Origin of the sequence: Helicovermis profundi (genome assembly GCF_033097505.1) — a bacterium.
GTDB classification, from domain to species: Bacteria; Bacillota; Clostridia; order Peptostreptococcales; family Acidaminobacteraceae; genus Helicovermis; species Helicovermis profundi.
Map to the genome: position 1 here is coordinate 2,648,261 of NZ_AP028654.1, position 25,749 is coordinate 2,674,009.

23 protein-coding genes are annotated in these 25,749 nt (G+C 27.2%); 6 read left to right on the forward strand and 17 right to left on the reverse strand.

Annotated features, from left to right (window positions below; genetic code table 11):
• Positions 1-88: 88 nt before the first annotated feature.
• The 3 genes from AACH12_RS12035 to AACH12_RS12045 all read right to left on the reverse strand — a co-directional run bounded on the left by AACH12_RS12035 (position 89) and on the right by AACH12_RS12045 (position 2,088).
• The gene (locus tag AACH12_RS12035) at positions 89-628 is read right to left on the reverse strand and encodes a DUF5698 domain-containing protein (protein ID WP_338535634.1); all 540 of its coding nucleotides are present in this window, start codon (positions 626-628) and stop codon (positions 89-91) included.
• A gap of 193 nt (positions 629-821) precedes the next feature.
• Positions 822-1,475 (reverse strand): SDR family NAD(P)-dependent oxidoreductase, encoded by a 654-nt coding sequence (locus tag AACH12_RS12040; protein ID WP_338535635.1) that lies wholly within the window; start codon positions 1,473-1,475, stop codon positions 822-824.
• A 34-nt stretch (positions 1,476-1,509) separates the two neighbouring features.
• Entirely contained in the window at positions 1,510-2,088 is a 579-nt protein-coding gene (locus tag AACH12_RS12045) for a hypothetical protein (protein ID WP_338535636.1), read from the reverse strand.
• Between the two features lie 153 nt (positions 2,089-2,241).
• Between AACH12_RS12045 and AACH12_RS12050 the strand changes: the two genes are divergently transcribed.
• Positions 2,242-3,687 (forward strand): sensor domain-containing diguanylate cyclase, encoded by a 1,446-nt coding sequence (locus tag AACH12_RS12050; protein WP_338535637.1) that lies wholly within the window; start codon positions 2,242-2,244, stop codon positions 3,685-3,687.
• 112 nt (positions 3,688-3,799) lie between these two features.
• The gene (locus AACH12_RS12055; protein ID WP_338535638.1) at positions 3,800-5,485 is read left to right on the forward strand and encodes an ABC transporter ATP-binding protein; all 1,686 of its coding nucleotides are present in this window, start codon (positions 3,800-3,802) and stop codon (positions 5,483-5,485) included.
• A 6-nt stretch (positions 5,486-5,491) separates the two neighbouring features.
• Here the strand turns inward: AACH12_RS12055 and AACH12_RS12060 are convergent, their stop codons facing one another.
• From AACH12_RS12060 to AACH12_RS12125, 14 genes are all read right to left on the reverse strand, one after another.
• The gene (locus tag AACH12_RS12060; RefSeq protein WP_338535639.1) at positions 5,492-5,749 is read right to left on the reverse strand and encodes a hypothetical protein; all 258 of its coding nucleotides are present in this window, start codon (positions 5,747-5,749) and stop codon (positions 5,492-5,494) included.
• 107 nt (positions 5,750-5,856) lie between these two features.
• Positions 5,857-6,141 (reverse strand): 50S ribosomal protein L7/L12, encoded by a 285-nt coding sequence (locus AACH12_RS12065; protein ID WP_338535640.1) that lies wholly within the window; start codon positions 6,139-6,141, stop codon positions 5,857-5,859.
• Positions 6,142-6,306: 165 nt separating this feature from the next.
• Positions 6,307-6,546 carry a hypothetical protein gene (locus AACH12_RS12070; RefSeq protein WP_338535641.1) on the reverse strand — a complete coding sequence of 80 codons (240 nt, stop codon included), beginning with the start codon at positions 6,544-6,546 and terminating at the stop codon, positions 6,307-6,309.
• A 325-nt stretch (positions 6,547-6,871) separates the two neighbouring features.
• Positions 6,872-8,683, reverse strand: a complete 1,812-nt coding sequence (locus AACH12_RS12075) for an HD domain-containing phosphohydrolase (RefSeq protein WP_338535642.1) — start codon at positions 8,681-8,683, stop codon at positions 6,872-6,874.
• A 148-nt stretch (positions 8,684-8,831) separates the two neighbouring features.
• On the reverse strand, positions 8,832-9,290 hold the full coding sequence (lspA, locus tag AACH12_RS12080) for a signal peptidase II (protein ID WP_338535643.1): 459 nt from the start codon (positions 9,288-9,290) through the stop codon (positions 8,832-8,834).
• Positions 9,291-9,317: 27 nt separating this feature from the next.
• The gene (gene cls / locus AACH12_RS12085) at positions 9,318-10,871 is read right to left on the reverse strand and encodes a cardiolipin synthase (RefSeq protein ID WP_338535644.1); all 1,554 of its coding nucleotides are present in this window, start codon (positions 10,869-10,871) and stop codon (positions 9,318-9,320) included.
• An 11-nt stretch (positions 10,872-10,882) separates the two neighbouring features.
• Complete coding sequence (locus AACH12_RS12090) at positions 10,883-13,471, reverse strand: FAD-dependent oxidoreductase (protein WP_338535645.1); 2,589 nt, start codon at positions 13,469-13,471, stop codon at positions 10,883-10,885.
• Positions 13,472-13,574: 103 nt separating this feature from the next.
• Positions 13,575-14,219: a tRNA (guanosine(46)-N7)-methyltransferase TrmB gene (gene trmB, locus AACH12_RS12095; RefSeq protein WP_338537389.1), complete on the reverse strand. Its 645-nt coding sequence runs from the start codon at positions 14,217-14,219 to the stop codon at positions 13,575-13,577.
• Between the two features lie 115 nt (positions 14,220-14,334).
• Positions 14,335-14,964 (reverse strand): orotate phosphoribosyltransferase, encoded by a 630-nt coding sequence (gene pyrE / locus AACH12_RS12100; protein ID WP_338535646.1) that lies wholly within the window; start codon positions 14,962-14,964, stop codon positions 14,335-14,337.
• A 233-nt stretch (positions 14,965-15,197) separates the two neighbouring features.
• Positions 15,198-16,370, reverse strand: coding sequence for a quaternary amine ABC transporter ATP-binding protein (locus AACH12_RS12105; RefSeq protein WP_338535647.1), 1,173 nt, complete (start codon positions 16,368-16,370; stop codon positions 15,198-15,200).
• Between the two features lie 9 nt (positions 16,371-16,379).
• Complete coding sequence (locus AACH12_RS12110) at positions 16,380-17,228, reverse strand: ABC transporter permease (RefSeq protein ID WP_338535648.1); 849 nt, start codon at positions 17,226-17,228, stop codon at positions 16,380-16,382.
• 61 nt (positions 17,229-17,289) lie between these two features.
• A complete protein-coding gene (locus AACH12_RS12115; RefSeq protein WP_338535649.1) occupies positions 17,290-18,303 on the reverse strand; it encodes an ABC transporter substrate-binding protein in 1,014 nt (337 codons plus the stop codon).
• A gap of 186 nt (positions 18,304-18,489) precedes the next feature.
• A complete protein-coding gene (locus AACH12_RS12120; protein WP_338535650.1) occupies positions 18,490-20,001 on the reverse strand; it encodes a putative glycoside hydrolase in 1,512 nt (503 codons plus the stop codon).
• A gap of 10 nt (positions 20,002-20,011) precedes the next feature.
• Positions 20,012-20,914, reverse strand: a complete 903-nt coding sequence (locus tag AACH12_RS12125; protein ID WP_338535651.1) for a nitroreductase family protein — start codon at positions 20,912-20,914, stop codon at positions 20,012-20,014.
• 236 nt (positions 20,915-21,150) lie between these two features.
• Here AACH12_RS12125 and AACH12_RS12130 point away from each other — a divergent pair, with 236 nt between their 5' ends.
• The 4 genes from AACH12_RS12130 to AACH12_RS12145 all read left to right on the forward strand — a co-directional run bounded on the left by AACH12_RS12130 (position 21,151) and on the right by AACH12_RS12145 (position 25,338).
• Complete coding sequence (locus tag AACH12_RS12130) at positions 21,151-21,783, forward strand: hypothetical protein (RefSeq protein WP_338535652.1); 633 nt, start codon at positions 21,151-21,153, stop codon at positions 21,781-21,783.
• Positions 21,784-21,972: 189 nt separating this feature from the next.
• Positions 21,973-23,370 carry an MBL fold metallo-hydrolase RNA specificity domain-containing protein gene (locus AACH12_RS12135; protein WP_338535653.1) on the forward strand — a complete coding sequence of 466 codons (1,398 nt, stop codon included), beginning with the start codon at positions 21,973-21,975 and terminating at the stop codon, positions 23,368-23,370.
• Between the two features lie 62 nt (positions 23,371-23,432).
• Complete coding sequence (locus AACH12_RS12140) at positions 23,433-23,972, forward strand: MarR family winged helix-turn-helix transcriptional regulator (RefSeq protein WP_338535654.1); 540 nt, start codon at positions 23,433-23,435, stop codon at positions 23,970-23,972.
• Positions 23,962-25,338, forward strand: coding sequence for an MATE family efflux transporter (locus tag AACH12_RS12145; protein WP_338535655.1), 1,377 nt, complete (start codon positions 23,962-23,964; stop codon positions 25,336-25,338). The genes AACH12_RS12140 and AACH12_RS12145 overlap by 11 nt, the downstream gene beginning before the upstream one ends.
• Positions 25,339-25,749 lie beyond the last annotated feature (411 nt).

The following is a 25,749-nucleotide window of genomic DNA, read 5'->3' on the forward strand; positions in this document are numbered from 1 at the left end:
TTTCCTACACTTTCAGTGTATATTTTTATATTTTCTTTGTCAAGAAAAAAGAATTTGATTAATTAATCAAATTCTTTTTTTGTAATTATTAAGCTCTTGCTAAATTAGTTTTATTATTACTACCAGACGTTTTACTTATATTTTTTATCTTTAGTTCTGGTTCTAAAATTCCATTGTTTTTTAAAATTACTTCAAAATTCTTAAATTCTTTTCTTTCCATTACTATTTCAACTTTATGTCTTCTTTCTCCATTAATTCCACGTGCTAAAAAATTATTTACTGTATAACCTTCTTTTCTAAGTCTTTCAGCAATTTCTACCATCTTTTGCTGATCGTTTAAAAATAAATCTACTTCTATAATTCCAAGTGCTAAACGCTCTTCAACCTTACCACCTATAAATACACCAAATGTTTTACCTAGTGCATAAGCCAAAGTAAAATAAATCCCACCCGAACTTACTACTTTAGTAAGTATTGAAGCAAATATAGTTGCATCTATAAATACTACTATATAAACTGGATTCATAATCTTTTTTGATATTAATATCGTTTTTAAAGTCGCTAAAATATTAGTAAAAGAGGTAATTAAAAATAAACCTATTACAGCAATTATAACTTCATTAGTCATATGCCTTCCTCCTTTTCAATTGATATTTCAGTTGCCGCGATTCCAAAAAAATAAAAGAGCTAATTAAAATAATTAGCTCTATAATCGTATTTTCTTTTAAGAATAACTAAATATATCTGTGCTAAATTTCATTCGTTAGCTTTTGCCAACATTCACATACTAACATAATTCTATAATTAAGTCAAATATATTTTTAAATTACTATCTCTTTACGTCCATCATCACTAATAAATATTTGTTTTGCAACTTCTTTAGCTGATTTTAACCTTGACTTGTCTTTTATATATGATTTCCCATCCCAAAATGGTGTATTCATACCACCCATATATACTGCAGTTATTTTAAGTTTTTCGTCTTTATATTCATTTTGCAAACTTTCAGAAAAACCCCTTATAGCAAATTTGCTTGCAACATAAACGGCTTCATTAGGTTTTCCCTTTAAACCAGCAGTAGAAATTATATTAATTATTTTTTCTTTTACTATAGGAATAAATTTTCTTGTCATCATTATTGTCCCTTTAACATTTACATCAATCATTGTATTAATATTTTCATCTTTAATATTTTTAAAAGGTCCAAAATAACCTACACCCGCGCAATTAACTAGTGTATTTATACTTTTATATTTATTTTCTACTATTCTTAATACATCATCAATATGATTTGCCTTTGTTATATCTAACGAAATAGCACAAGCTTTTCCGCCATTTTTTTCAATTATTTCTTTAACTCTATCTAATTTTTCTTTATTTCTTCCTATTAGTATAACTTCATTATTTTCAGAATATACTAATGCAAGCTCTTTTCCAAGTCCACTTCCTGCTCCTGTTATAAGTACTTTATTCATATTTTAACCTCCTATGTTAGTTTGGATTATATTATTATTTATAGTAAATTCCCTTAAGTTCTTCACTTTGTGCATACTTATATAATATATTATTTTCATTACTTCTTACAAAACTATCATATTCAATTAAAATTCTTATTTCTTTAATTCTAAGTAGCTCTTTCCATCCTTTTAAAATAGACTTTTCAAAATCAGGATTCCAAAGCTCTTTTTTTTCAATCAATGGACAGTCATGCTCTTGTTCTTTTTCAATTATTAAATAAAGTTTACCATTTTCAATATGTGGGGCAAAAGGAAAAGTTCTACACTGAATTGGTCTAAGACTACGAATACAATTTGTATTGTCTTTGCAATTTCCAAAAAACATTTTATTTATTCCTACTGGCAAATCATAAACTTTTCTTGTATGTATCTCAATAGAATTTTCATCAATTAATTTCTCGTTTTTCTGAATTTCATTATATTCAAATGGCAAAAAATATATTCCAAGTGCACATCCATTTTCATCCACTGCTCTGCAGCAATGATAATTACAAAGTAATCCGCAGTTACTCTCAGTTAAAGTTACATCCATATATTTATATGCTTTTTCAAATATTTCTTTATTATTCATATATACCTACTTTTTTTATAATCAAAAGTTCTAAATTTATTTTGATAAATATATTATTATGCACGCTTTTTCGTGGTATATATAACTATATACTAATTTATTAAGTATGTATATTATAAGCTTTTTCCTATACAATTTTGCAAAGGAGCTATTATGCGTAAAAATACTTCTATTAAAATAAATACATTAATATCAATTGTTATAATCATTGGCTTTATTGTGACTGGAATAATTAGCTATTCCACATATAGCAAAATTATCAAAAATGATATTAAAAACATTTCAAAACTAACCTCTATGAATATCTATTCAGAAATTAATAATGAACTTACCAAACCTATTTTTGTTTCTTTAACTATGGCTAATGATAGTTTTTTAAAAAATTGGCTTAGCATAGAAGACAAAGTAAATACTATTGATCACTATAAGCAGTTACAAAATTATTTAATTGGGATAAAATTAAAATATGGATATGATTCAACTTTTTTAGTTTCAACTTCTACTAGTAATTATTATACTTATAAAGGTATTGAAAAAAGAATCAGTAAAAATAACGCACATGATATTTGGTACTTTGATTTTATAAATAAAAATCTGAATTATGATTTAGATGTTGATACCGATGAAGTTTCTGACAACGCTCTAACAGTTTTTATCAATTGTAGAGTAGAAGATGCAAAAAACAACTTACTTGGAGTTGTTGGGGTAGGATTAAAAATAAATGAAATTCAAAAAATGTTGAAAACGTTTGAAGACAATTATGGCTTAGAAGTGTTTTTAATTTCACCTGATGGAATCGTTGAAGCTCATACTAACAGCAATTTTATTGAGAAACTTAATATATTTGATGATAAAACAATTAGTAACTTCAAAAATGAAATTCAAAATAATCATAGCGACCTTTTAACTTTTAAATATAAGGATAAAGGAATAGATGGATATATAATTACAAGATACATTGATGAATTAAATTGGTACCTTGTGGTAAAAAAAGATACTTCTATTCTAAAGAAATCTTTATATTCACAGCTTTTTAAAGTAATGGCTGTAATGATATCAGTAATTATTTTCACATTAATTATTAGCACAAAAATAATCAATTGGTATAAACAAAAACTTTCTAACATGGCTAAGACAGATTATTTAACTAATCTCCCTAATAGACGCGGCTTTAATGAATTCCTTAATAATGCAATTGAAAATCATTCAAACTACGGCAATGATTACTATGTATTTGTTTTTGATATTGATGATTTTAAAAGTATTAATGATAATTTTGGACATTTATTTGGCGATCATGTTATAAGGAGAGTAGCAAAAATATCAAATAAATTTATTGAAGGTAATGGTATGCTCGCCAGATGGGGTGGAGATGAATTTTCTGGTGTTTTATTTAATATTGATAATTTAGATGATTTTTCAACTAATTTATTAAATATTATTTTAAACGACGTAGAACTTAAAGATAAAAACATTACAATAAGTCTAGGTATAACAAAATCAAAAGCTTTAGATACAAGAGATACTATTATATATAGAGCAGATCAAGGTATGTATTATTCAAAAGAACATGGTAAAAACCAGTATAAGGTAAATTAGGTATTTAGATTTTATACAAATAATTCAACTCCTTTACCCCGATTTTAATAGGGTACAATTTTCTGCTTAAGTATGCTATAGTTTCATATAGTAGGAAAACAAAGGAGGAAATGTGAGAAAAATAATAATTAAATATAAAATGAGCTTTGCAGTAGCTATTTTATTAACTATTTTGGATTCATCATTGCAAATAGGTGTGGCTTTTTTTATGAAGTTCATAACTGATGCAACTATAAGCAAAAATATGGACTTGTTATTTAAATTAGCAATATTGGCTAGCTTATTCTTTATACTTCAATTTATATTTTATTTTATATCAAGAGTTGCGAGAGCAAAATACATACAAAATGTTATTGGATTTTTAAGAGAAAATATATTTGAACAATTATTTAAATTACAAATTAATGATTTTCACAAAAAAAATTCAGCAGAATATATTTCTATGTTGAGTAATGATGTTAAATTATTGGAAGAAAGTTATTTTGAAAAAGTACTAGATTTAGTTGCAATGAGTAGTCAGCTAATAGTAACTAGTTTAGCGCTAATTTGGATTCATCCATTTGTGGCTTTAATTGCTATATTACTGAATTTACTCCCCTTGGCTATACCAGGGGCTTTTAATAAGAAAATGGATAATAGTAAAAAAATATATTCTGATAGTATGATGACTTATACTGAAAAGTTGAAAGACTATTTTGATGGTTTTGAAGTTATTAAGAGTTTTAATATAGAAAAAGAATTAATTAGGTCTCATAATATTTCAAATAAAAGACAAGAAAAAAATAAGTTCAGTTTTGTGTTAATTGAATCATTAATGAATGCTTTATCTTTTTCTAGTGCCTTTTTTATTATGGTAATTGTCTTTGCCTTGGCTGCTTTTTATTCTATAAATGGTAGTGTAGAATTAGGTACTATGGTAGCAGTTATTATGTTAGTGAATTACTTAGTTGTACCAATTGTTGAGATTAGTTATATAATTGGAGATATGAATTCAGTTAAATCAATAAAAAATAAGATTGATGAATTTCTTAATGCTAAAGAAATTTGTAATGAAAATAATAGTAATGCCACTTTTAATAATAGTATAATCCTTAAAGATATATCGTATAGTTTTGAAGATACTAAAGTATTAAATAAGATAAATTTGAAATTAGAAAAAGGAAAAAAATACGCAATTGTTGGTGGTAGCGGTTCTGGAAAGACTACATTAGCTAAATTAATACTCGGTTATTATGATGATTATGACGGATTAATTAAATTAGACGATATTAACATGAATAGTATTAGCGATTTTAATAGATATAATATAATGACTATGATTCACCAAAATGTATTTATGTTTGATGATAGTATAATTAATAATATCTGTCTCTACAAAAAGTATGAAGAAAAATATATAGAAGAAGCTATTAATAAATCAGGATTAGATAAAGTAATAACATCGTTATTAGAAGGAAGAAATGCCAGAATTATTGATAATGGCAAAAACTTTTCTGGTGGCGAAAAACAAAGATTTGCAATAGCAAGAGCCTTAGTTAAGAAAACAAATATTTTAATTATGGATGAAGCAACTTCAAGTTTAGATATTGAAACTGCAAGTGATATAGAAAAATCAATTTTAACGATCGATGATTTAACAGCAATAGTGGTGACTCATAAATTAAATAAGAGTATTTTAAAAATGTACGATGAAATAATTGTACTTGATGACGGTAAGATAATTGAAGCAGGCACTTATGATGAATTGATGGATAAAAAAGAAATGTTTTATGCATTATTAAAAATGGCTACAAATTAATTTGCTTCAGCCTTCATCTTTATTGGATTTAACAATATATAACAGCATTTTAAATAGGCTATAAATACAAATTGCTAAAAACGAAGCAAAAACTCCGACAAGCAATATAAAGCCAATTTCTTTTGATATAAAATTATATATTGGTAAAGCTATAACAAATTCGAAAATTATAGTAGCAATAAATAACAAAGCAATTACGGGCATTCTATTATCTTTAATATTGAAAATTTTAGTAAAAAATCTTTCATAACTATTATTCTTCAAAACAGCCCCTCCAAACTATATATGTAGCTAAGCATAAATGAATTTCTTGGATTCAGAGGGAGTTTCTACTCCCACTGAATCTTAGAAAACATAATCCATGGCCCTTTTTAGAGTTCTTTATTAATCATTTTATCAATAGCATCAACAGCCTCTAACAACTCTACTTTAGTACATTTTCTATATAATTTTATAGCTTCGTTTTTCTTTCCTTTTACAATTAATTTTTCTATTGCCTCTTTATCTTTTTCATCAAGTTCATTATCACCATTTAAAAACAATACTTTAGTTAATAAAAAATTACTTCGTTTTATTTCATTTAAAATCCTAATTAATACTATTAATAGTATTAAAAACAAAGCAAATGCAAAAAAATATATTGCTTGAAAATTCATTATCTACTCCTTGTGTTTATTTAATTTGTAACTAATAGCCTTAAAATCCCTAATTAATATTTTAATCATTATAAAAATTAATTTTTTCTACGTTTTATAACTCTTTACATACTAAATTCTATTCAAAAGCAAATTAAGTTTAACTATTTATTTTTACATATTTTACTACATATTATTATATTTATATAATCTTAATGAATTTATCCAAAAAAATATACAAATACCAATAGAAATCCAAAAAATAAAATTTGATGCAAAAATAATTATATAAGGAATGAATATTAATGTTAAAAACGAAATAGTCACAAATTCACTTTTTTCACTTTCAAATTTTTTATCAAAGACAAGTTTTTTAAGCATAAATCCTATTAATCCAATAATTAAAAGCCCATATACATGATTCATTTAAATTTCTCCCATTTGTTAAATAAAAACATCACCAAACAATATCTCTAATTGAAATTTATTATCTTAATTTAGTTTAACATTTACATGTGTATTTTATAAGTACCTTTTATAATAATTTTATTTTTTTATATATATTTTTTGTTATTTATAACCAATATTTTATTACAATTAGAGAGATATATAGATTATAATAAAATTAACAACATGTATTTATTTCAAAAACTATTATGTATATAAATTTAACATCCTCATTAATTTCAAGGCGAACTTGTTTTTTCAAAAAAAAGCTACTACACTTTAAATTAAGTGTAGTAGCTTTTCTTTACTCTTCTTTATATTTGTAATATATTTTTTCTATTTCCTCTTTGCTTTCAAAAAATACGTCTACTACTTCCGGATCAAAATGATTACCTTTACCTTCATTAATAATTCGATAGCATTTTTCAAGCGAAAATGCAGTTTTATATGGTCGTTTTGTTGAAAGAGCATCAAATACATCAGCTATTGCACAAATTCTAGCCGATATAGGTATTGTGTCCCCTTTTAATCCATTTGGATAACCTGATCCATTAAATTTTTCATGATGACAAAGTGCAATATCAACTGCAATATCAAAATAATTAATATTAAATCCTGAAAACTTTTTATCAAGATCTTTTAAAACTTCAGCACCTGCATTAACATGTGTTTTCATAATTTCAAATTCTGCATCTGTTAATTTACCCGGTTTAAGTAGTATATCATCTTTAATTGAAACTTTTCCAATATCATGCATTGGCGCAGTTAAGTATATATTTCTAATAAATTCCGAATTAATTTCTTTTTCCCATTTACTTTTAATAGAAAGTTTTTTAGCTAATAGTTCAGTATATAAAGCCATTCTCTTTAAATGACCACCCGTTTCAGGGTCTTTCGCTTCTGCCATTTTAGCTAAACTCGATGTAACAATATTTAACAAATCGTCAAATAGTAAACTTTTATAAAATGCCATAGAAAGTTTTGTTTCAATTAATTTTACAAAATCAATATAACTTTCTTTAAAAAATTCTTTATCTATTTCAAAATATGCAAAACCAAGAATAATGTTATTCATCGCAATTGGCGTTTTTATAACTTTATTATTATTTATATTTTCAATAACCACTTTATCAATCCAAGGAGTAAATTCAATATTATTTTCCGTGCAGCAACATTTTTCATCAAATCTAACTTCAACTAATGAATTTTCTTTTGAATATACAATTCCAATAGCCACAAAAGGAATAAATTTTCTAAAATTTTCATACATATATTTTAGCATAGCATCTAAATTATTCTCTTTTAAAATACTATCTTCAAATTCATAAATTAATCCAATTTGAGAAGTAAAACTATTAAAATCTTCGAATAATTCAGCAAATTCATCTTCTTTATCCCTACTTAATTTTATATCAATTTTGCCTAAGCTCATTTTTCTAAATGCTTCTTTTATTTTCTTAATTGGATTATAAAAGTCGACTATCATCATAAATATTAGTAATAAAATAAGTAAAACTGCTATTATAACACTTGAAAGTTGTGTGTAAAAAGAAATTTTACTTTTATTTGTTGCTTCATTTAAACAAAGAACAACTAATTCATCCGAGAGCATTAGTAAATTGGGATTAATTTCGCTAAAAGATTTATACAAATTTTTATATTTTTCAGAGTTTTCATCAAGTAAAGTGCTAGATAATTCTTTAGAAAGTTCACTCGATTTTAGAAAAGTATCTCTAATTTCTTCAACTTTATTAACTACCTTTTTTTCGAAATCCCCTCCAAGTTTTAACTTAATTTCATTTCCATCTATTAATGTATATCGCCTACTATCTATTGTTTCTAGCAAATTATTAAATTTTTCCTCAGTAAGCAATATACTTTTTGATAAATCATTTATATCAGTAAAATACATATGTGACATTCTTGACTGAGCGAGGTTTATAGTTTCACTAGAAAATTTTTCAGCTAGTATTCTTTCTTCTGAAATAATTTCAGTTATTGCTATATGTTGTTTTTGAGTATCTATAGCAACGTAACTTGCAATTATCGTTACTGTAAGTGCCACCACCATAACCATAAATACTAGAATTAATTTAAATGATAATTTTTTTACCATAATTACTCCCTTCCAAAGCTATGTATATTTTTTTCTTTACTCTAATTATACCACTTATAAAGTACTATAATCATAAGTAATATAAATAAAAAAACTAATTTCACCTAGAGGTAAAATTAGTTTTTGGGATTTATTTATATATTGTTTTCTATATCTTTAAATCAGCTTTTAAAAATATAACTGCAACTCCTAGTAAGACAGCTCCCATTACAATAAATGAATCTGCAACATTAAAAATGGCAAAATTTATCAATCTAAAATCAAAATAATCTATAACATAATTTAATCTTATTCTATCAATAATATTTCCAAGCGCTCCGCCAATAATAAATGCAATTCCAATATTTATAATTGGACTTCCAAGGTTTCTAACATTTTTTATAAGTAATCCTCCAATAAGTGCAATAGCAAGGAATGTAAAAAGTATCAAAAATAATTGTTTATCCCTAAATATACTAAAAGCGGCTCCTGTGTTTCTTGCATAAGTTAAGTAAAAAACATTTTTAATAAGAGGAACACTTCCAATAGCCATAAGCTTTGTTGTTACAAAATATTTTGATATTTGATCAAGTGTAGTTACTAGTGCAATAATAAATAAATATATCATTCTTTGCTCCTTAATATTAGTAATAGTTTATTGTAAAGGCGAAACTAATCTTCCAAGTGATTCTAAAAATCTATTTCCAATACCTCTTTTAATAAATTTTTCATAAAAAATCTCATCACTATTTGAAATATCATTCATAAAATCCTCTTCTAATCTTTCGACTGTTTTTTCATCATATATAAAGGCATTTACTTCAAAATTTATCTCTAAACTTCTTATATCTAAATTTGCTGTTCCAAGTGAAGCTACTTTACCATCAGCTAAAAATATTTTTGCATGGATAAAGCCTTTGTTATAAGTATATATTTTTACGCCTGCTTCAAGTAATTCTTCAATGTTATCTCTAGATGCCCAGTAAACAAAGAAATGATCCGGCTTATTTGGGATAATAATTCTTACATCTACTCCAGAAAGTGCAGAAGCTATTAGGGCCATCTTTAAACTTTCTTCAGGTACAAGGTATGGAGTGGTTATCCAAACCCTTTTTTCAGCATTCGAAATCATTGTAAAATAAGCTTGCAAAATTGACTTCCAGTCACTATCTGGTCCACTTGAAGTTATTTGAACAATTTTATTTCCTACATAGTTTTGCTTATTAAATAAATAATCTCCACTAAGATGTTCTTTCGATACATGAAACCAGTCATTAATAAAAATTTGTTGCAGAGAAAAAACTGCATCTCCTTTTATCATTAAATGCGTATCTCTCCAAAATCCTAATGTAGGGCTTTTACCTAAGTACTCATCTCCTATATTAAGTCCACCTACAAAGCCTATTTTACCATCAATAACTATGATTTTTCTATGATTTCTATAATTCAATTCTCTCGATAAAATTGGAAATAAGACAGGAAAAAACTCATTAATTTTTACTCCAGCTTCTTTTAAGTCATTTTTAAATTTATTTCCAAGACGCCATGATCCAACACTATCGTAAATAACTCTAACTTTTACTCCTTTTTTTGCTTTTAAAATAAGTATTTCTTTAATTCTATTTCCAATTTCATCATTTTTAATAATAAAATACTCTAGATGAATATGATCCTCTGCATTTAAAAGCATATCAATTATTTTATTAAATGTATTTTCTCCATTAGTTAAAACTTCAAGATTATTATTAACAGAAAAAGGTGTATCAGAATTTTTTAATAATAAGTTAACTAACCTTTTATTCATAATTGAATCATCATCAAATATATTTACATAATCAATTATGTCTCTTTGTATACTTGCAGCTTTACTCATTATATCAGATTTTTTATAATTTTTTATTTTCTTTTTAACTTTTCTTGAATAGGATCTACCAAATAATATGTAAAAAGCAAAACCTAGTAGTGGCACTAAAAATAAAACAATCATCCAGGCAAGAGTCTTGCCCGGATCTTTGTTTTCTAAAAAAATAACTAAAGCTATAGTGACAATATACGCAGTAAATATCCAGTATATGATACTTCTAATGAAAGCAATTACCGAACTATTGGTAAAATTAATATCAAGTATCGCTAAATATAATTGTACAGCCATAAAGATTGAAAATATTATTAAAATACTCATCCCTATTCTTTTAATCCATTTATCCATAATTACTCCAATTAACTAAAAAACTCCATTGTTAAATTGTCTTTTTTTAAGCCATTTTTTATACCATTAATAAGTTTTATACTATTTTTCATATCACCAAATAATATTCCGCCAACTAATATGTTTTTATCGAATGTGAATTTTTGGTAATTTCCATTTTTCAAATCATCTATTAATATATATGAGTATTTTTCATCATCACTGTTGCCTATATCACCAATAGAAAAGAATTCTAAATCAAATCCACTAAATACAGTTGAAAGAGTAAAATGCTCAAACTTCTTATTATCTCCTACAGAATTAGCTCCAGCGATTTCTCCTTGAGTTTGAGAAGCCGGCCATATTCCATACACAAGTGAATCATACTCAGCAACATCTCCAGCTGCATATATATTCTTAATATTTGATTCCATAAATTCATTTACCTTAATACCTCTATTAATATCTAAAGCAGTATCATTTCCAATGCTTATATTCGACCTAATTCCAGCTGAAACAATTACTAGTTCTGCATCAATTACTTGACTATCACATAAATGAACTCCACTTACTTTTTCATTTCCTAAAATAGCATTCGTACTCATATTCGTAAATACCTTTACTCCAAGCTCACCTAGTCTATTTTTCAAAAATGATGATATTTTTTTATCTAATTGTCTAGAGGCAAGCGAACGAGAAAGCTCAACAATTGTAACTTTTTTACCAAGTTTAAGCATTGAAAAAGCAGATTCAAGTCCAAGTAATCCTCCACCAAGTATTACAACATTATTTACGTTTTCGCTATATTTAATAATTTTATCTACATCATCTATAGTTCTTACTGTAAATACTCCATCTAAATTAATATCAGTAATTGGAGGAACAAAACATCTACTACCATTTGCAATAATTAATTTATCATAACTAATTACTTCTAAACCACTAGTAGTAAGAGTTTGGTCTTTATCATTTATTTTATCTATTCTAGTATTCAGTTTTAATAAAATATTATTTTCTTTATACCAATCTTCATTTTCAATGTAGAATGATTTTTCGTCATAATCATCAACCATATAATCACTTAACATTGGTCTATTGTAAGTAATAGTTTTTTCACTAGAAATTATAGTAATTAATGCCACTTTATTTCGCTTTCTAGCAGCTTTTGCAGCTGAAAGTCCAGCTATACCATTACCAATAATAACAATATTTAATTCTTCTTCACTTACAAATAAATTTTCTTCTTCAATATATTCTTCAAATTGTTCACTTGATGCACCGCATGTCGGACAGATTTCTGGAGGATACTCACCTTCAAAAATATCTCCACAAACAACACATCTCCATTTTTTTATTTTACCATCACTTTCAAATTTGGGTCTGTCGCTTCTTGAAGTTTTGGTAAATAGAGGTTTTTCAATCGTACCAAGTAAAGTTTTTGCAAATTCTTTACCATAATTAAAGGCTAATTCTTCCTGTGAAATAGAAGGCTTAAAATTAATCTTAAGACCATCGGCAAATTTATTTGTTCTAACTTGCTTTAGTCTATCTTCTATATTAGAAACGCCCTCACCACTCCATCCATAGCTACCAAAAACTGCTGTTAATTTTTTGCTGTGAATAATTGGAGACATACTCATAACCAAATCCCATATTGGTGGAAGTGCGTCGCCATTAATAGTTGGAGTTCCAAATAAAATTCCATCTGACCATCTTATTTTTTCTAGTACTTTATTCTTATCTTCATAAACCATATCATAAAGAAATACATCAATTAACTTTTCAGACTTAATTCCTTCAACTATTTTTTCAGCAATAGTTTTTGTGTATCCATATGCTGATACATATGGAACAACAACTGTTTTATTTGTAAAGATTGGCTCCTCAGTTGACCATTTTCTATAAATATCAACAATTTCCCAAGGATTTTCATCAAGAACTGGTCCATGTCCTGGAAGTATCATATCTATCTCTTTCTTTTCTATCTTCTTAATTGCACTAAGTAAATACGCTTTAAAAGGGCCAAAAATCATAGTATGATAGTACTTTAATGCTGACATATAATCATCTCTACTCTTTACTTTGCTAAGCAAAATTTCATCGAAGCTATAATGAGCACCAAAGCTATCACAAGTTATAAGTGCTTTATCTTCTTTTACATAAGTATACATTGAATCTGGCCAGTGTAAAAAAGGAGCTGAAATAAATTCAAGTGTTTTACCACCTAAATCAATTGTATCACCAGTTGACACTGCAATACTTTCAAATTCCATATTAACTATATTTTTAAGAAATCTAAGAGCAGTAGTTGAACCAACTATTTTCATATTTGGATTAAGTTTAAGTAATTTTTCAACAGAGCCTACATGATCTGGTTCTGTATGATCAACAACGATATATTCAATTTTATTAATATCAATTAATGATTTTAGTTTTTTTATATATTCATCAAAAAATTTAATTTTTACTGTTTCAAATAATGCAATTTTATCTTTTCCTTCAACAATATACGAATTATATGACGTTCCAAATTCTGTCTCCATAATAATATCAAAAACCTTTAAATTAGGGTCAAGTGCTCCTACCCAAGTTATACCATTTTTTAAATTTAACGTATCCATATTTCCTCCTTGTATTAATTTCTTATTTGAAATGATTACATTTTAATTATATTGATTCGTTTATATTTTGTCAATGTTTTTATTTGATATTATTTTTCTCTAATTACAGATTTTTTATACTTACTTCAACTCTAAATATTGGGTTTCCTTTTAACATAAATTTTTCTTCATATTCCGTAGTTACATTTTCCTCAAAATCATCACTTGCTAGATCTAGACTAATATTTTTCATTTTTAAGTCTAGTTCACTGAATTCATTTAATGAAAACTGAAATAGTTTTCTATTATCCGTTTTAAAATGAATCCAACCATCTTCAGCTAAAATAGTTTTATATTTATTTAAAAATACTCTATGAGTCAGTCTTCTTTTTGCATGTCTTTTTTTATGCCATGGATCACAAAAATTAATATATATTCTATCTAACTCATCTTTGTCAAAAGCCTCTTCTATAAATTCAACATTAAATAGCATAAATTTCAAATTGCTTAATTTTAGTTCTTCAACTTTCTGCATTGCTTTATATAGAACTTCTGCTTTATATTCAATTGCTATATAATTAATATCAGGATTTTTTGCTGCTAAAGTAGTTATGAATTTACCTTTTCCCGTTCCAAATTCAGAGTAAATAGGATTGTCATTGCCAAATATTTCTCTCCATTTTCCCTTTGTTTCTTTTGGATTTTCTATAATATAATTTTTTTTAGAAAAAATAAATTCTTCTGCGCCAGGTATATTTCTAAGTCTCATCTTTCTTTGTATACTAAATTTATTTCTTAGTATAACTCTCCTTTTCATTTATAGTTTATTTTAATTATAACATAAAAAGAGTTACCGTAATAAACGATAACTCTTAAATAACATTTTATTTTGTAAACATTGTTGGATTTTTATTCCACTTTTTTAGTAGATCAATTGATTCTTTATTAAATTTTTTTGTTTGGCTTAAATACTCTATTAGGTTATTATAATCCGTAATTGTTTCAAATTCTTTATTAATATTTTTAAAAGCTTCACTAAGTTTTGAAAAATTATAATTAAATATTCCATACACTTTTAAAACCTTTGCTCCTGCTTCTTCAATTGCTTCAACTGCATTAATAGAACTTCCTCCTGTTGAAAATAAATCTTCAATTAAAATAACTCTATCTCCATTTTTAAGAACACCTTCAATTTGGTTTCCTTTTCCATGTGCTTTTTTTCCGCTTCTTACATATATCATTGGCTTATCAAGTATATCTGCAACTAACATTGCATGTGGAATACCCGCAGTTGCAGTTCCTGCAATCACATCATATTCATTAAAATCTTTCTTTATCATTTTACAAAATTCATTTGCAACTTTTTTTCTAAAATCGGGATAGCTTATTATTAATCTATTATCACAGTATATAGGAGATTTAATTCCCGATACCCAAGTAAATAAATTATTTTCATCTTTTACCGAAACTGCTCCAATTTCTAACAATCCTTTAGTAATTTCAATTTTTGACATAAAAAAATGGCCTCCTATAAAGCCCTTTAATCACGCACTACCTATTAGTGTCGCCTTTTAGCCTCTCTGGACTATATTAAAGGTGCTACTTATTTATTCTTAGTTTATATACTAGTTAATTCTATGTCAAGACTTTTCTAATGTTATTTATTATAATTAAAAAACAGATAATCTTTTATTCAAAGTTTATCTGCTTAAAATATAAATGAAATTTCCTACTCAGTAATTAAAATTTATATTAGTGATTTTAATATAGAACTTCTAGGAATAATCCCTTTTATACAACCCTTATCATCTAAAACTGCTAATGGATACGCTGATTCCAAAGCTTCATTAATAATGTCTTTTATATAACTATTTTTTTTAACAACTTTATAATCCGTTCTAAGAACATCTACAATCTCAAGATTTTCATTAATGGCCTTAATGCAATCATCTATATTTACAACACCTTTAAGAACTCTTTCTTTGTCTACAATAAATGTATAATCTAAATCTCGTGATTCCATTTCTTTAATAATTAGTTTTGGAGACATCGTAAGCGTACCTTTTAGTCTTAATTTTCTCATAATGTCTTTACTTTTTAAAATCCGTATTTTATCTATGTCTTTAATAAAATTTTCAATATACTCATCGGCAGGATTATCAAAAAAATCTTTATGTGTTCCAATTTGAATAATCTCCCCGTCTTTTAATACAGCAATTCTATCCCCAAGTATAAAAGCTTCATTTACATCATGTGTAATAAAAATCATAGTTTTTTTTACTTCTGATTGAATATCTAAAAGTTCTATATGCATATCACTTCTTATAAGTGGGTCTAATGCACTAAAAGGCTCATCCATAAGTAAGATATCTGGATCATTTGCTAATGCTCTAGCAAGTCCAACACGTTGTTGCATACCACCACTTAATTCATGTATATAAGAATCTTTCCACTCAGTAAGACCTACTGAATCTAGTGTATCTTTAGATAATTTATATCTATCATCTTTGTTAATTTTCTTTACTTCTAAACCAAATTCAACATTCTCTAAAACAGTTCTATGACTAAATAAACCAAAATGCTGAAATACCATAGAAACTTTATTTTGACGAAATTTTCTAAGTTCTTTAATGTTATAATCTATAATATTTTCACCATCTACAAAAATTTCACCATCAGTAGGTTTGTTAAGCAAATTCAAACACCTTATAAGTGTTGATTTCCCACTACCTGATAAACCCATAATAACAAAAATCTCACCCTCATTAACTTCAAAACTAACATTATTAAGTCCTACAACATTTCCTGTGCTCTTTAATATATCGTTTTTATTCATTCCAGAGCTAAGGTGTTTAAGAATTTTTTTAGGATTTTTCCCAAATACTTTTGTCAAATTTTTCACTTCTAACTTAATTGGCATATCCCTCTCCTATTTTTCTATTTCAAATTTACTTCCTATAGCTTGTGTTAAACGATCTATTATAATAGCTAATAAAACAATGCTCGTTCCTGCTTCAACACCCATTCCAATATCGGTTCTGTTAATTGCAATTAATACATTATAACCAAGTCCTTTTGCTCCAATCATAGAAGCTATAACTACCATAGACATAGCCATCATGGTAGTTTGATTTACACCAGCCATAATAGTAGGTAGTGCTTGTGGTAATTCCACTTTTATTAAAATTTGCCACTGAGTTGCGCCAAATGAATTTGCAGCTTCAAGCATCTCACTAGATACACTCTTAATTGCAAGCGTAGTTAATCTAATAACCGGCGGAAGTGAATAAATCATTGTTGCAAATACGGCTGGAACTGATCCAAGACCAAATAACATAATTGCAGGGATTAAATATACAAAACTTGGCATTGTTTGCATTGCATCAAGAACTGGTTTAGAATATCTTTCAAATTTTTCTTTATATGCAGAAAATATTCCTATAGGAATACCTATAATTAAAGAAATTAAAACTGATGTTAAAACTATTGCAAGAGTCAGCATTGTATCATTCCAATAGCCAAGTAAGCCTATTGTTAATAACATTAGAGAAAAACTTATTCCAGCTTTTATACTTTTAACTTTCCAACCAATTAAGAATAATAAAATTAAAAGAACAAACCAAGGAATAGCAATCAACCCTCTTTGTATTCCAATTAAGAACCACAATATAATTCCTTTAATACTGTCAAAAAAACCTTCGTAATTTATTGTAATCCATTTTATGAAAGTTTCTACTGGATCGCCTAAATGAATTCTAAACAAATTTGGAAACCCCATAATACACCTCCCTGTAAAAGCAAATAAAAAGCAAATGATTTGCTTTTTATTTGTCTTTTATTTATTTTAATGTAGCTAATACTTTTTTGTAAATATCTTCCGAAACCCACTGCTTCCAAACATCCTGTTTTTCCTCTAAAAACCATTTCGCAGTTTCATTAATATCTGCATCATTATTCATCATATATGCAAGAGACTCACTAATTAAAAGAGAATTCGTTTTATATTTTGATAAAAACTCAACAACGTCTGGATCATTTTCGTAAGTTGCTTTATCTACTGTAATTGTACAATCAACGGTTTTAAATTCACACTTATATCCATCATCCCATAAAGCTTGATCAAATGGCGCTTCACCTAATCGTACAATTTCATATTTTCCACTAACCCACGTAGGCTCCCAGTAGTAACCTACCCATGGTTTACCTTTTTCATAAGCCGCAGATAAAGAGGCAGATAATGCTGAATCTGAACCAGAACTTACAAGGTTAAATTTTTTATCCAATCCATATAATTTATACTTTGCTTCCATTACCTCAGATACTGCCCATGAAGGTGGAGCATTAACTATTGCTCCCATACCTGGATCTTCTTGATCTGGGAACAGCTCGCTATATTTATTAAGATCTTCTACTGTTTTTAAATCTGGTGCAAGAGCTTTAATTCCTCTTGATTCATCACCCTCAATTAAATACTTTGGAACATAAAAGCCCTGCGCATTATCATCAAAGTTAACTCCAACTTCAACAATCGATCCATCTTTAACTGCAGTATGATATGATTCTAAATTATCTGGCCAATTTTCCATAAATATATTAACATCACCTTTAGCGTGTGCTGTTATTAAATTCGGACTTGAACCAGGAATCATCTCAATTTCATATCCATATCCCTTTTCTAATATATAACCAGCTACTGCATTATGCAGTCTAATACTATCCCAACTGGCATCAGCAAATACCAATTTTTTATTTACTTCTGTAGTTGAATCTTTTTTAACTTCATTCGTAGTTCCACAACCAGCCAATGAAATTAATAATATTAGTGCAAGTATTACAATTAAAACCTTCTTCAAAATGTTTCCCCCTTTATGTTCTAATTATAGTATATTTTTATATTTGCTATATGTCAAATCTTAAAACGCACTTAAACAGCCATTTTATCTAAAATCAATCAGTAAATGTTTCAATTATTTAACACTTTGCAATGGTAAAGGCAAGTACTCTACAGAATACTTGCCTTATTAATATATAATATAAAATTAATTTGTTAACGCACCTTCATGATAATAATTTCCAGAATTCCAAAGAATATATTCATTAATATTATTATCTTTTAAGGCTTTAATCTGAAGTCTTACTTCATTATCACCATACTTGATATGACCTTTTACCCAAGGTGCTGTAAAATCCTGAATCCAAGGTCTAATTTTTGCTGGAGTTACTAAATTTTCGTCTCTTTTTATTGCATCTTTCACGCATCTATCAACAGTTTCATATGGAAATGCATCTGGAACAGATAAACCATAATTTCCTTCTCCATAATGACTTGGATAAATCATTGGTGAAATAACATCAGCTACATTTGACAGAGCTTCCCATTGCTGACCAATTCCTACATCACCACTAGTTGAAGCACTCCATCCAAATACATCAGCAGAAATATAAACATGGTATGGACTTAATTCCTTATATGCATACTTTAAAAAATTTTGTATTGCTTCAGTCTTGTTTTCATTAAGTAAATTCTTATAATCTAAATTTTTATCTAATTTACCACCACCAGATGCTGGAAACCTTACATAATCAAATTGAATTTCATTAAATCCAACTTTTGCTGCATCCTTTGCAATCTGAACATTATACTCCCAAAGTTTTCTATCATATGGAGACGACCATATCATTCCATTATTTACGTATAACTGAGAAGAATTTTGATAAGTAATGGCTCTATCTCTATGTTCTTTTGCATATCTTGGAGATTTAAATGATACAATCCTTGCAATTAAATAGATATTATTATCTTTTAATTTTTTTACAAAACTTTCAATATCTTTAATATAAGTCACTTTATTAGCGACTGGAGTAATATTTTCTGCATCTTTTGAATAAAACAATAAATTTCCATTATCATCTTTTACATCAATTACAAAAGTATTAATATCCGTATTTTTAGCAAGATCAATCAATTTATCAATTCTTTTAGTTGATGCACTGTGCCCAGTTACATATACACCTTTAACATTTACGTAGGGATTATCTGGGTATCCTTTAGTCTTATCAAATTTTTGATAATCAACATTTTTGTATTTTTTATGAATCATTTCTGATAAATCTTTTGTAATATATTTTGTATCTAATGTGTATTCTAATAAATCATTATATTTTTTTCTAACAACTACATTAGATGGATCTTCACCATTAATAAGAACTAATGTATCCCCTTTATTAAATACAGTAAATTCGCTTGAACTATTGTTGATTAAAGTAGCTCTAACGTTATTTGATTTTATATAATAGGTATTTTCTATTATATATTTTTTAACTTTTTCTGCTCTTTCTTTTCTTGCCTCTTCAATATATTTTAAAATATTTTCTTCATTATTTTTTTCTATTATTCTAATTTCTTTATCAAGTTTAATAAGTATACTCGTTTCACTTCTCATTTTTTCAAGTGCTTCTGACTTCTTATTATCTGCTGTAATCTTAAAAACTAATACAAATGCAACTACTACTACAAAGAAACTAATAATACCTATTCTAACTTTTTTCACATTTCACCTCTTAAAAAGTATAATACCCAATATAATAATAATTATCTGGAGCACCATATTTTTTCTCATCCTCTAATTTTTCTAAATTCCAGTATCCTGGAATACCTTGCCCATGCATAGCTACTTCAAAATAAAGCATAGCTATTCCTGATTCAATCAATTCATAATTATTATTCTCTTGCTCTGAACTTTCAATATATAATATAATTTTTGTTCCATCTAAAATAAATTTCCATGGCTGTCTATTTGTCCAAGATGGAGCAAGTCTCATATAATAAAATACTTCATCATAATTTCTAGTATCTAATTCTTCAGCAGTAATTTTATTGCCCCATTTAGATAAAAATACAATATCCTCAATAGGTTTTCTTCTACTTACAATATTGTCTTTATACTCAATATCTGTGTTTGGGTACCCTTTTCTATTTTCAGAAATTAGTTTATCGTCATTTTCTGCGTAAATTGAAGACACTCTTGCATCAGATTTAGGATAACCAAGCGCTATTATTCCAAGTACTGATTTATGTGATACTAAATTAAGTTTTTCTTTAATTAATCTGTCATTTGCACCTACATCAATCCAGCATGTTCCAATATCTTCTTTGGTAAGCTTTAATACTAACCATTCTCCTAAATAACCTGTCATTTTATAAGCTACTTCATTTTCGTCTCCAAAAATAAGAAGGTAATGTGGTGCTTTAATCATAATACCATGATATCCTATAATTCCATCAAGTTTTTCAGAAATAATACTTCCATCCTTAAAAATGTTAACTTCTAATCCTTGATTTTTAACTGCATTTGGTAAATTATTTGAAAGTGAGTCAATTAAATCAAAATGAGAATCGGACAATTTTTTACTTTTATATTCCCTAATTGACTTTCTTTTTTCAAGTATTTTTAAAAATTTCATTAACTATCCCTCCTGCTTTTATGTAATTTTTCTTGTTTATATTATATCATAGGTTTCAAACATTTTAGTGTCAATTTGTTAACATTAAAACAAAACTTTTTTGTCTATAGTGTACTTTTACTGCTTAAAGTGAATACTTTAAAAAAAATGTGTAAGTCGTACAATTTTTTAGTATAATATAAGTATTAAAATATATAGAAGAGTTATTTTAATTCTTCTATTAACAAGGAGGAAATATGAAAAAAGGTGATTTTATTTGGGTTGGTTCACTTATTGCAATTATTTTATTATTAGTAGTTCCATCAACTCACAAAGTATTTATTTCTGCTACAGCTAGTCATCCCTATTTTGTTGGATTTTTAAAATTTGCTATATTAGCTACTATGGGAGAACTTTTAGCTGGTAGAATTGTTGGTGGCAATTATAAAAAACATAATGGTTTAATTGCAAAAGCATGTGTATGGGGATTTCTTGGAATAGTAATTACTTTAATATTTAATATTTATGCAGCTGGCGTTATTGCAGCTCAAGGTAAAGGACTACTTCTTAGCGGAGCACCAATATTATTCGCATTCTTCACAAGTGCAATTATGAATCTTAGTTTTGCACCAACTATGATGGCATTCCATAGATTTACTGATACATTTATTGATATGAAATACGAAGGTAAAAACCCTAATATTTCAAGCGTTGCTAAAACAATTGATTGGGATAGTTTTGTTTCATTCGTTATTGTTAAAACAATTCCACTGTTTTGGATACCTGCACATACAATAACTTTCTTACTTCCAGCTGAATACAGAGTTCTTGCAGCTGCATTTTTATCAATTGCTCTTGGTGCAATACTTGCATTCGCAAAAAGAAAATAATTAAATTATAGTCAAAGAACAAATATTCAAAAAGGCAAAAACTTTAGTTTGTAAAATTAAAGTTTTTGCTTTTTTTTAAGTTTATTTTTAATATAAAGGGTATAAATAGACTAATAATATTGATTTTAGTATCTTTGACTAAATCATTTGTAGATACAAATTTTTACTATTAATTAAAAGGAGTTTATTATGAAAATTACATTTTTAGGTGCTGCAAAAACAGTTACAGGATCTTGCTATAAAGTTGATACTAGTGATCTAAGTTTTTTAGTTGATTGCGGACAATTTCAAGGTGTAAATGAAGAACAAAATAATACACCTGAATTTGAATTTGATCCTAAAAAAATTGATTTTATGCTCTTAACTCATGCTCATATTGATCATAGTGGAAGGATACCTCTTCTCACTAAAAATGGATTTACAGGTAAAATCTTTTGTACAAGGCCTACTTCCGATTTATGTTCTCTACTACTCAAAGATAGCGCTCATATTCACGAAGAAGATGCAATTTGGGATAATAAAAAAAGACAAAGAGCAGGACTACCATTAATAGAACCTTTATACAGTATTGATGATGCTTACGTTGCTCTTCAGTATTTTTATCCAGTAAACTATGATAAAAAAATTGAGATTAATGACAATATAAGTGTTCGTTTTAATGAAGCAGGACATTTACTAGGTTCATCCTTTATTGAAATATGGATTAAAGAAGATAACGAAACTAAAAAAATCGTTTTTTCAGGTGATCTTGGATCAAGTGGAAATGCACTTCTTAATCCTTTAAAACCGCTAAGTAATTCAGATTATTTGGTTATCGAATCCACCTATGGAAATAGAATTCATGAAAATATTGATCTTAGAATGAAACAACTAATTAATGCAATTGATAAGACAATTGAAAAAGGTGGAACAATAATAATCCCTTCTTTTGCAATTGGAAGAACTCAAGAAGTTATTTATGAATTAAAAGAATACTATATTAAAAATTATGGAATTAAAAAATTCTTAGAAATACCAATTTATATAGATTCACCTTTAGCTATAAACTCTACAAAAGTATTTAAAGAAAATCACATTTATTTAAAAGAAAGCATTTCGAAAAAATATGACCAAGGTCAAGATCCACTAAGTTTTAAAAACATTAGATATCTTGAGTCAATAAAAGCTTCAAGTAAATTAAATCATTCATCTGAACCCAAAGTTATTATTTCAGCAAGTGGAATGTGCGATGCTGGTAGAATTCAGCACCATTTAAAACACTATCTATGGAAACCTACTACAACAGTTATTTTTATTGGTTACCAAGGAATAGGAACACTCGGACGAGAAATATTAAACGGTTTTGATAATGTAGAGATTTTAGATGAAACTATTAAAGTTAATGCTCAAATTTATAGCATATCAGGATTTAGTGGTCATGCTGATAAAAACATGCTACTTGATTGGACTAATCATATTGAAGATTTAAAAAAAATAATTATAGTCCATGGTGAGTCTGACTCACAAAATGAATTAAAAAATGAACTTGAAAAGCAAAAAAATGTTGATATTATCATACCTAAACTATTTGATGAAGTCATTCTTTAAAAACCACAAGAATATTTACAATAAAACAGTTGCATCTGCAACTGTTTTATTGTATTATATAGTTGCAAGCGCAACTATATAATAAGGAGGTAAGTACAATTAATAACAATAGTATCAATATTAACGAGTTAGAAAAAAAAATAAAGAATCAAGAAAACTATCATTTTATTAAAGAAATTTCTGTAATTTCAAGATATAGCCATATTTATCTTAAAAACAACCTTAAAGGCTATGATTTAGGAAGTGGCCAGTTTATGCACTTAATGGTTTTATATAGAAATCCCAACATTAATCAAGATACTTTATCTAAAATAATAAATATAGATAAAGGAACTACTGCAAAAGTAGTAAAAAAGCTCCTTGAAAATGGATATATTACAAGAATACCTTCAGAAAATGATAAAAGAAGCTATAACTTAAATTTAACAGAAAAAGCTTTAAAATTAAAAAAAGAAACAAGTAAAATTAAAAAAAATTGGAATAGTATTATTCTTAATAACATTAGTCAAAACGATTTTGAAATTTTCATTAAAACTTTAAATACAATTAGCGAAAACGCAATTAAATACCATGAGGAAAATAGGTGCGAACATGGAAAATAGAAATAAAATGTTATCTGAAGAAAAAATAAATAAATTGCTTTTAAGATTATCTCTACCTGCTACAATTGGTATGACCGTAAATGCTCTTTATAACGTAATCGATACAATCTTTATCGGTTGGGGCGTTGGACCTCTCGCAATAGGAGGACTCACTATTGCTTTTCCAATACAAATGCTTATTATGGCAATTGCCCAGATGATTGGTATAGGAGCAGCTTCTGCGATTTCAAGAAGTCTTGGAGCTGGAAATAAAGAAAAAGCTGACTACTATGCAGGAAATTCTTATGTATTAGTAGTAATAATCGCTCTAGTATTTTCAATTTTAGGTTCAATTTTTATTGTTCCTCTTCTTAAACTTTTTGGAGCAACTCCAACACTTATGCCATACGCAAAAGACTATTTAACAATAATTTTACTTGGTAGTACATTCTTCTCATTTGCAGTATCATCAAATAACTTAGTAAGATCTGAAGGAAATGCAAAAGTCGCAATGGTATCGATGATTATTGGTACTGGTCTAAATATTATACTTGACCCTATACTAATATTTGGTTTTCATATGGGAATAAAAGGAGCAGCTCTGGCAACTATTATTTCTCAATTTATGTCATTTCTATATATAGTAAAATATATGTATTCTGGAAAGAGTATGTTAAATATAATGCCACACCATTTAAAATTAAAGGGTGAATATGTAATAGAAATAATCACTGTGGGATTACCTTCATTTGTAAGACAAGTAGGAGGAAGTTTCCTTGCAATTATACTAAATCATTCATTGGCATTCTACGGCGGAGATATTGCGATAGCAACTTATGGAATTATTAATAGATTAATTATGTTCTTATTTATGCCAATGTTTGGTGTAGTACAAGGACTTCAACCTATTGCAGGCTTTAATTATGGAGCAAAAAAATACGATCGAGTAAATGAAGTAATAAAATTATCAATAAAAACTCTAATAGTTTTTGCAAGTACAGGTGCTCTACTTGCCTTTTCTTTCCCCAAATACGCATTTATGATATTTACTGATAATGCCGAAGTTATTTCAATTGGTAGCTACGCTATACGATTTATAGTATTTATGCTTCCAATAGTAGGTATTCAAATAATTAGTGCCTCAATATTTCAAGCATTTGGTAAATCAAAACCTTCACTGTTTTTATCAATGCTTAGACAGTTAATTATATTTATTCCATTAGTTCTTATCTTACCTAAAATAGGAAATTTAGGATTAACAGGAATTTGGTTATCTTATCCACTTTCAGATTTCATATCAACACTTATAAGTGGTTTAATGCTAAAAAAAGAAATGAAAAACTTAAATACAATACACGAAAAATCACTTGAAACACAAAAACTTTAACAATATTTCAAAAAAGCTCTTAGCATAGATTCTACGCTAAGAGCTTTTTTTTACATCTGATTCCTCGATGTTTAGCAAAGCTAAACGAGTTTACATAAATAATATTTAATTCAACATTACTAGGTATATACTCTTTTCAAGGCATAAAAATACTTATAAAAAAAAGGCTCACCCAGGCTAGTTCTGACGCTAGAGCTTTTTTAAAAAATCTTGTCCTCAATGTTTAGCTTTAGCTAAACGAGTTAACACAAATAACCTTTAATTCAACATTACTAAGTATATACTCTTTTCAAGGCATAAAAATACTTATAAAAAAAAGACTCACCCAGGCTAGTTCTGACGCTAGAGCTTTTTTAAAACATCTTGTCCTCAATGTTTAGCTTTAGCTAAACGAGTTAACATAAATAATCT

Bases quoted from the DNA above. Each gene is read 5' to 3' on its own strand.
- AACH12_RS12035 (WP_338535634.1), bottom strand. From the start codon at position 628: ATGACTAATGAAGTTATAATTGCTGTAATAGGTTTATTTTTAATTACC.
- AACH12_RS12040 (WP_338535635.1), bottom strand. From the start codon at position 1,475: ATGAATAAAGTACTTATAACAGGAGCAGGAAGTGGACTTGGAAAAGAG.
- AACH12_RS12045 (WP_338535636.1), bottom strand. From the start codon at position 2,088: ATGAATAATAAAGAAATATTTGAAAAAGCATATAAATATATGGATGTA.
- AACH12_RS12050 (WP_338535637.1), top strand. From the start codon at position 2,242: ATGCGTAAAAATACTTCTATTAAAATAAATACATTAATATCAATTGTT.
- AACH12_RS12065 (WP_338535640.1), bottom strand. From the start codon at position 6,141: ATGAATTTTCAAGCAATATATTTTTTTGCATTTGCTTTGTTTTTAATA.
- AACH12_RS12070 (WP_338535641.1), bottom strand. From the start codon at position 6,546: ATGAATCATGTATATGGGCTTTTAATTATTGGATTAATAGGATTTATG.
- AACH12_RS12075 (WP_338535642.1), bottom strand. From the start codon at position 8,683: ATGGTAAAAAAATTATCATTTAAATTAATTCTAGTATTTATGGTTATG.
- lspA (WP_338535643.1), bottom strand. From the start codon at position 9,290: ATGATATATTTATTTATTATTGCACTAGTAACTACACTTGATCAAATA.
- cls (WP_338535644.1), bottom strand. From the start codon at position 10,871: ATGGATAAATGGATTAAAAGAATAGGGATGAGTATTTTAATAATATTT.
- AACH12_RS12090 (WP_338535645.1), bottom strand. From the start codon at position 13,471: ATGGATACGTTAAATTTAAAAAATGGTATAACTTGGGTAGGAGCACTT.
- trmB (WP_338537389.1), bottom strand. From the start codon at position 14,219: ATGAGACTTAGAAATATACCTGGCGCAGAAGAATTTATTTTTTCTAAA.
- pyrE (WP_338535646.1), bottom strand. From the start codon at position 14,964: ATGTCAAAAATTGAAATTACTAAAGGATTGTTAGAAATTGGAGCAGTT.
- AACH12_RS12105 (WP_338535647.1), bottom strand. From the start codon at position 16,370: ATGCCAATTAAGTTAGAAGTGAAAAATTTGACAAAAGTATTTGGGAAA.
- AACH12_RS12110 (WP_338535648.1), bottom strand. From the start codon at position 17,228: ATGGGGTTTCCAAATTTGTTTAGAATTCATTTAGGCGATCCAGTAGAA.
- AACH12_RS12125 (WP_338535651.1), bottom strand. From the start codon at position 20,914: ATGAAATTTTTAAAAATACTTGAAAAAAGAAAGTCAATTAGGGAATAT.
- AACH12_RS12130 (WP_338535652.1), top strand. From the start codon at position 21,151: ATGAAAAAAGGTGATTTTATTTGGGTTGGTTCACTTATTGCAATTATT.
- AACH12_RS12135 (WP_338535653.1), top strand. From the start codon at position 21,973: ATGAAAATTACATTTTTAGGTGCTGCAAAAACAGTTACAGGATCTTGC.
- AACH12_RS12145 (WP_338535655.1), top strand. From the start codon at position 23,962: ATGGAAAATAGAAATAAAATGTTATCTGAAGAAAAAATAAATAAATTG.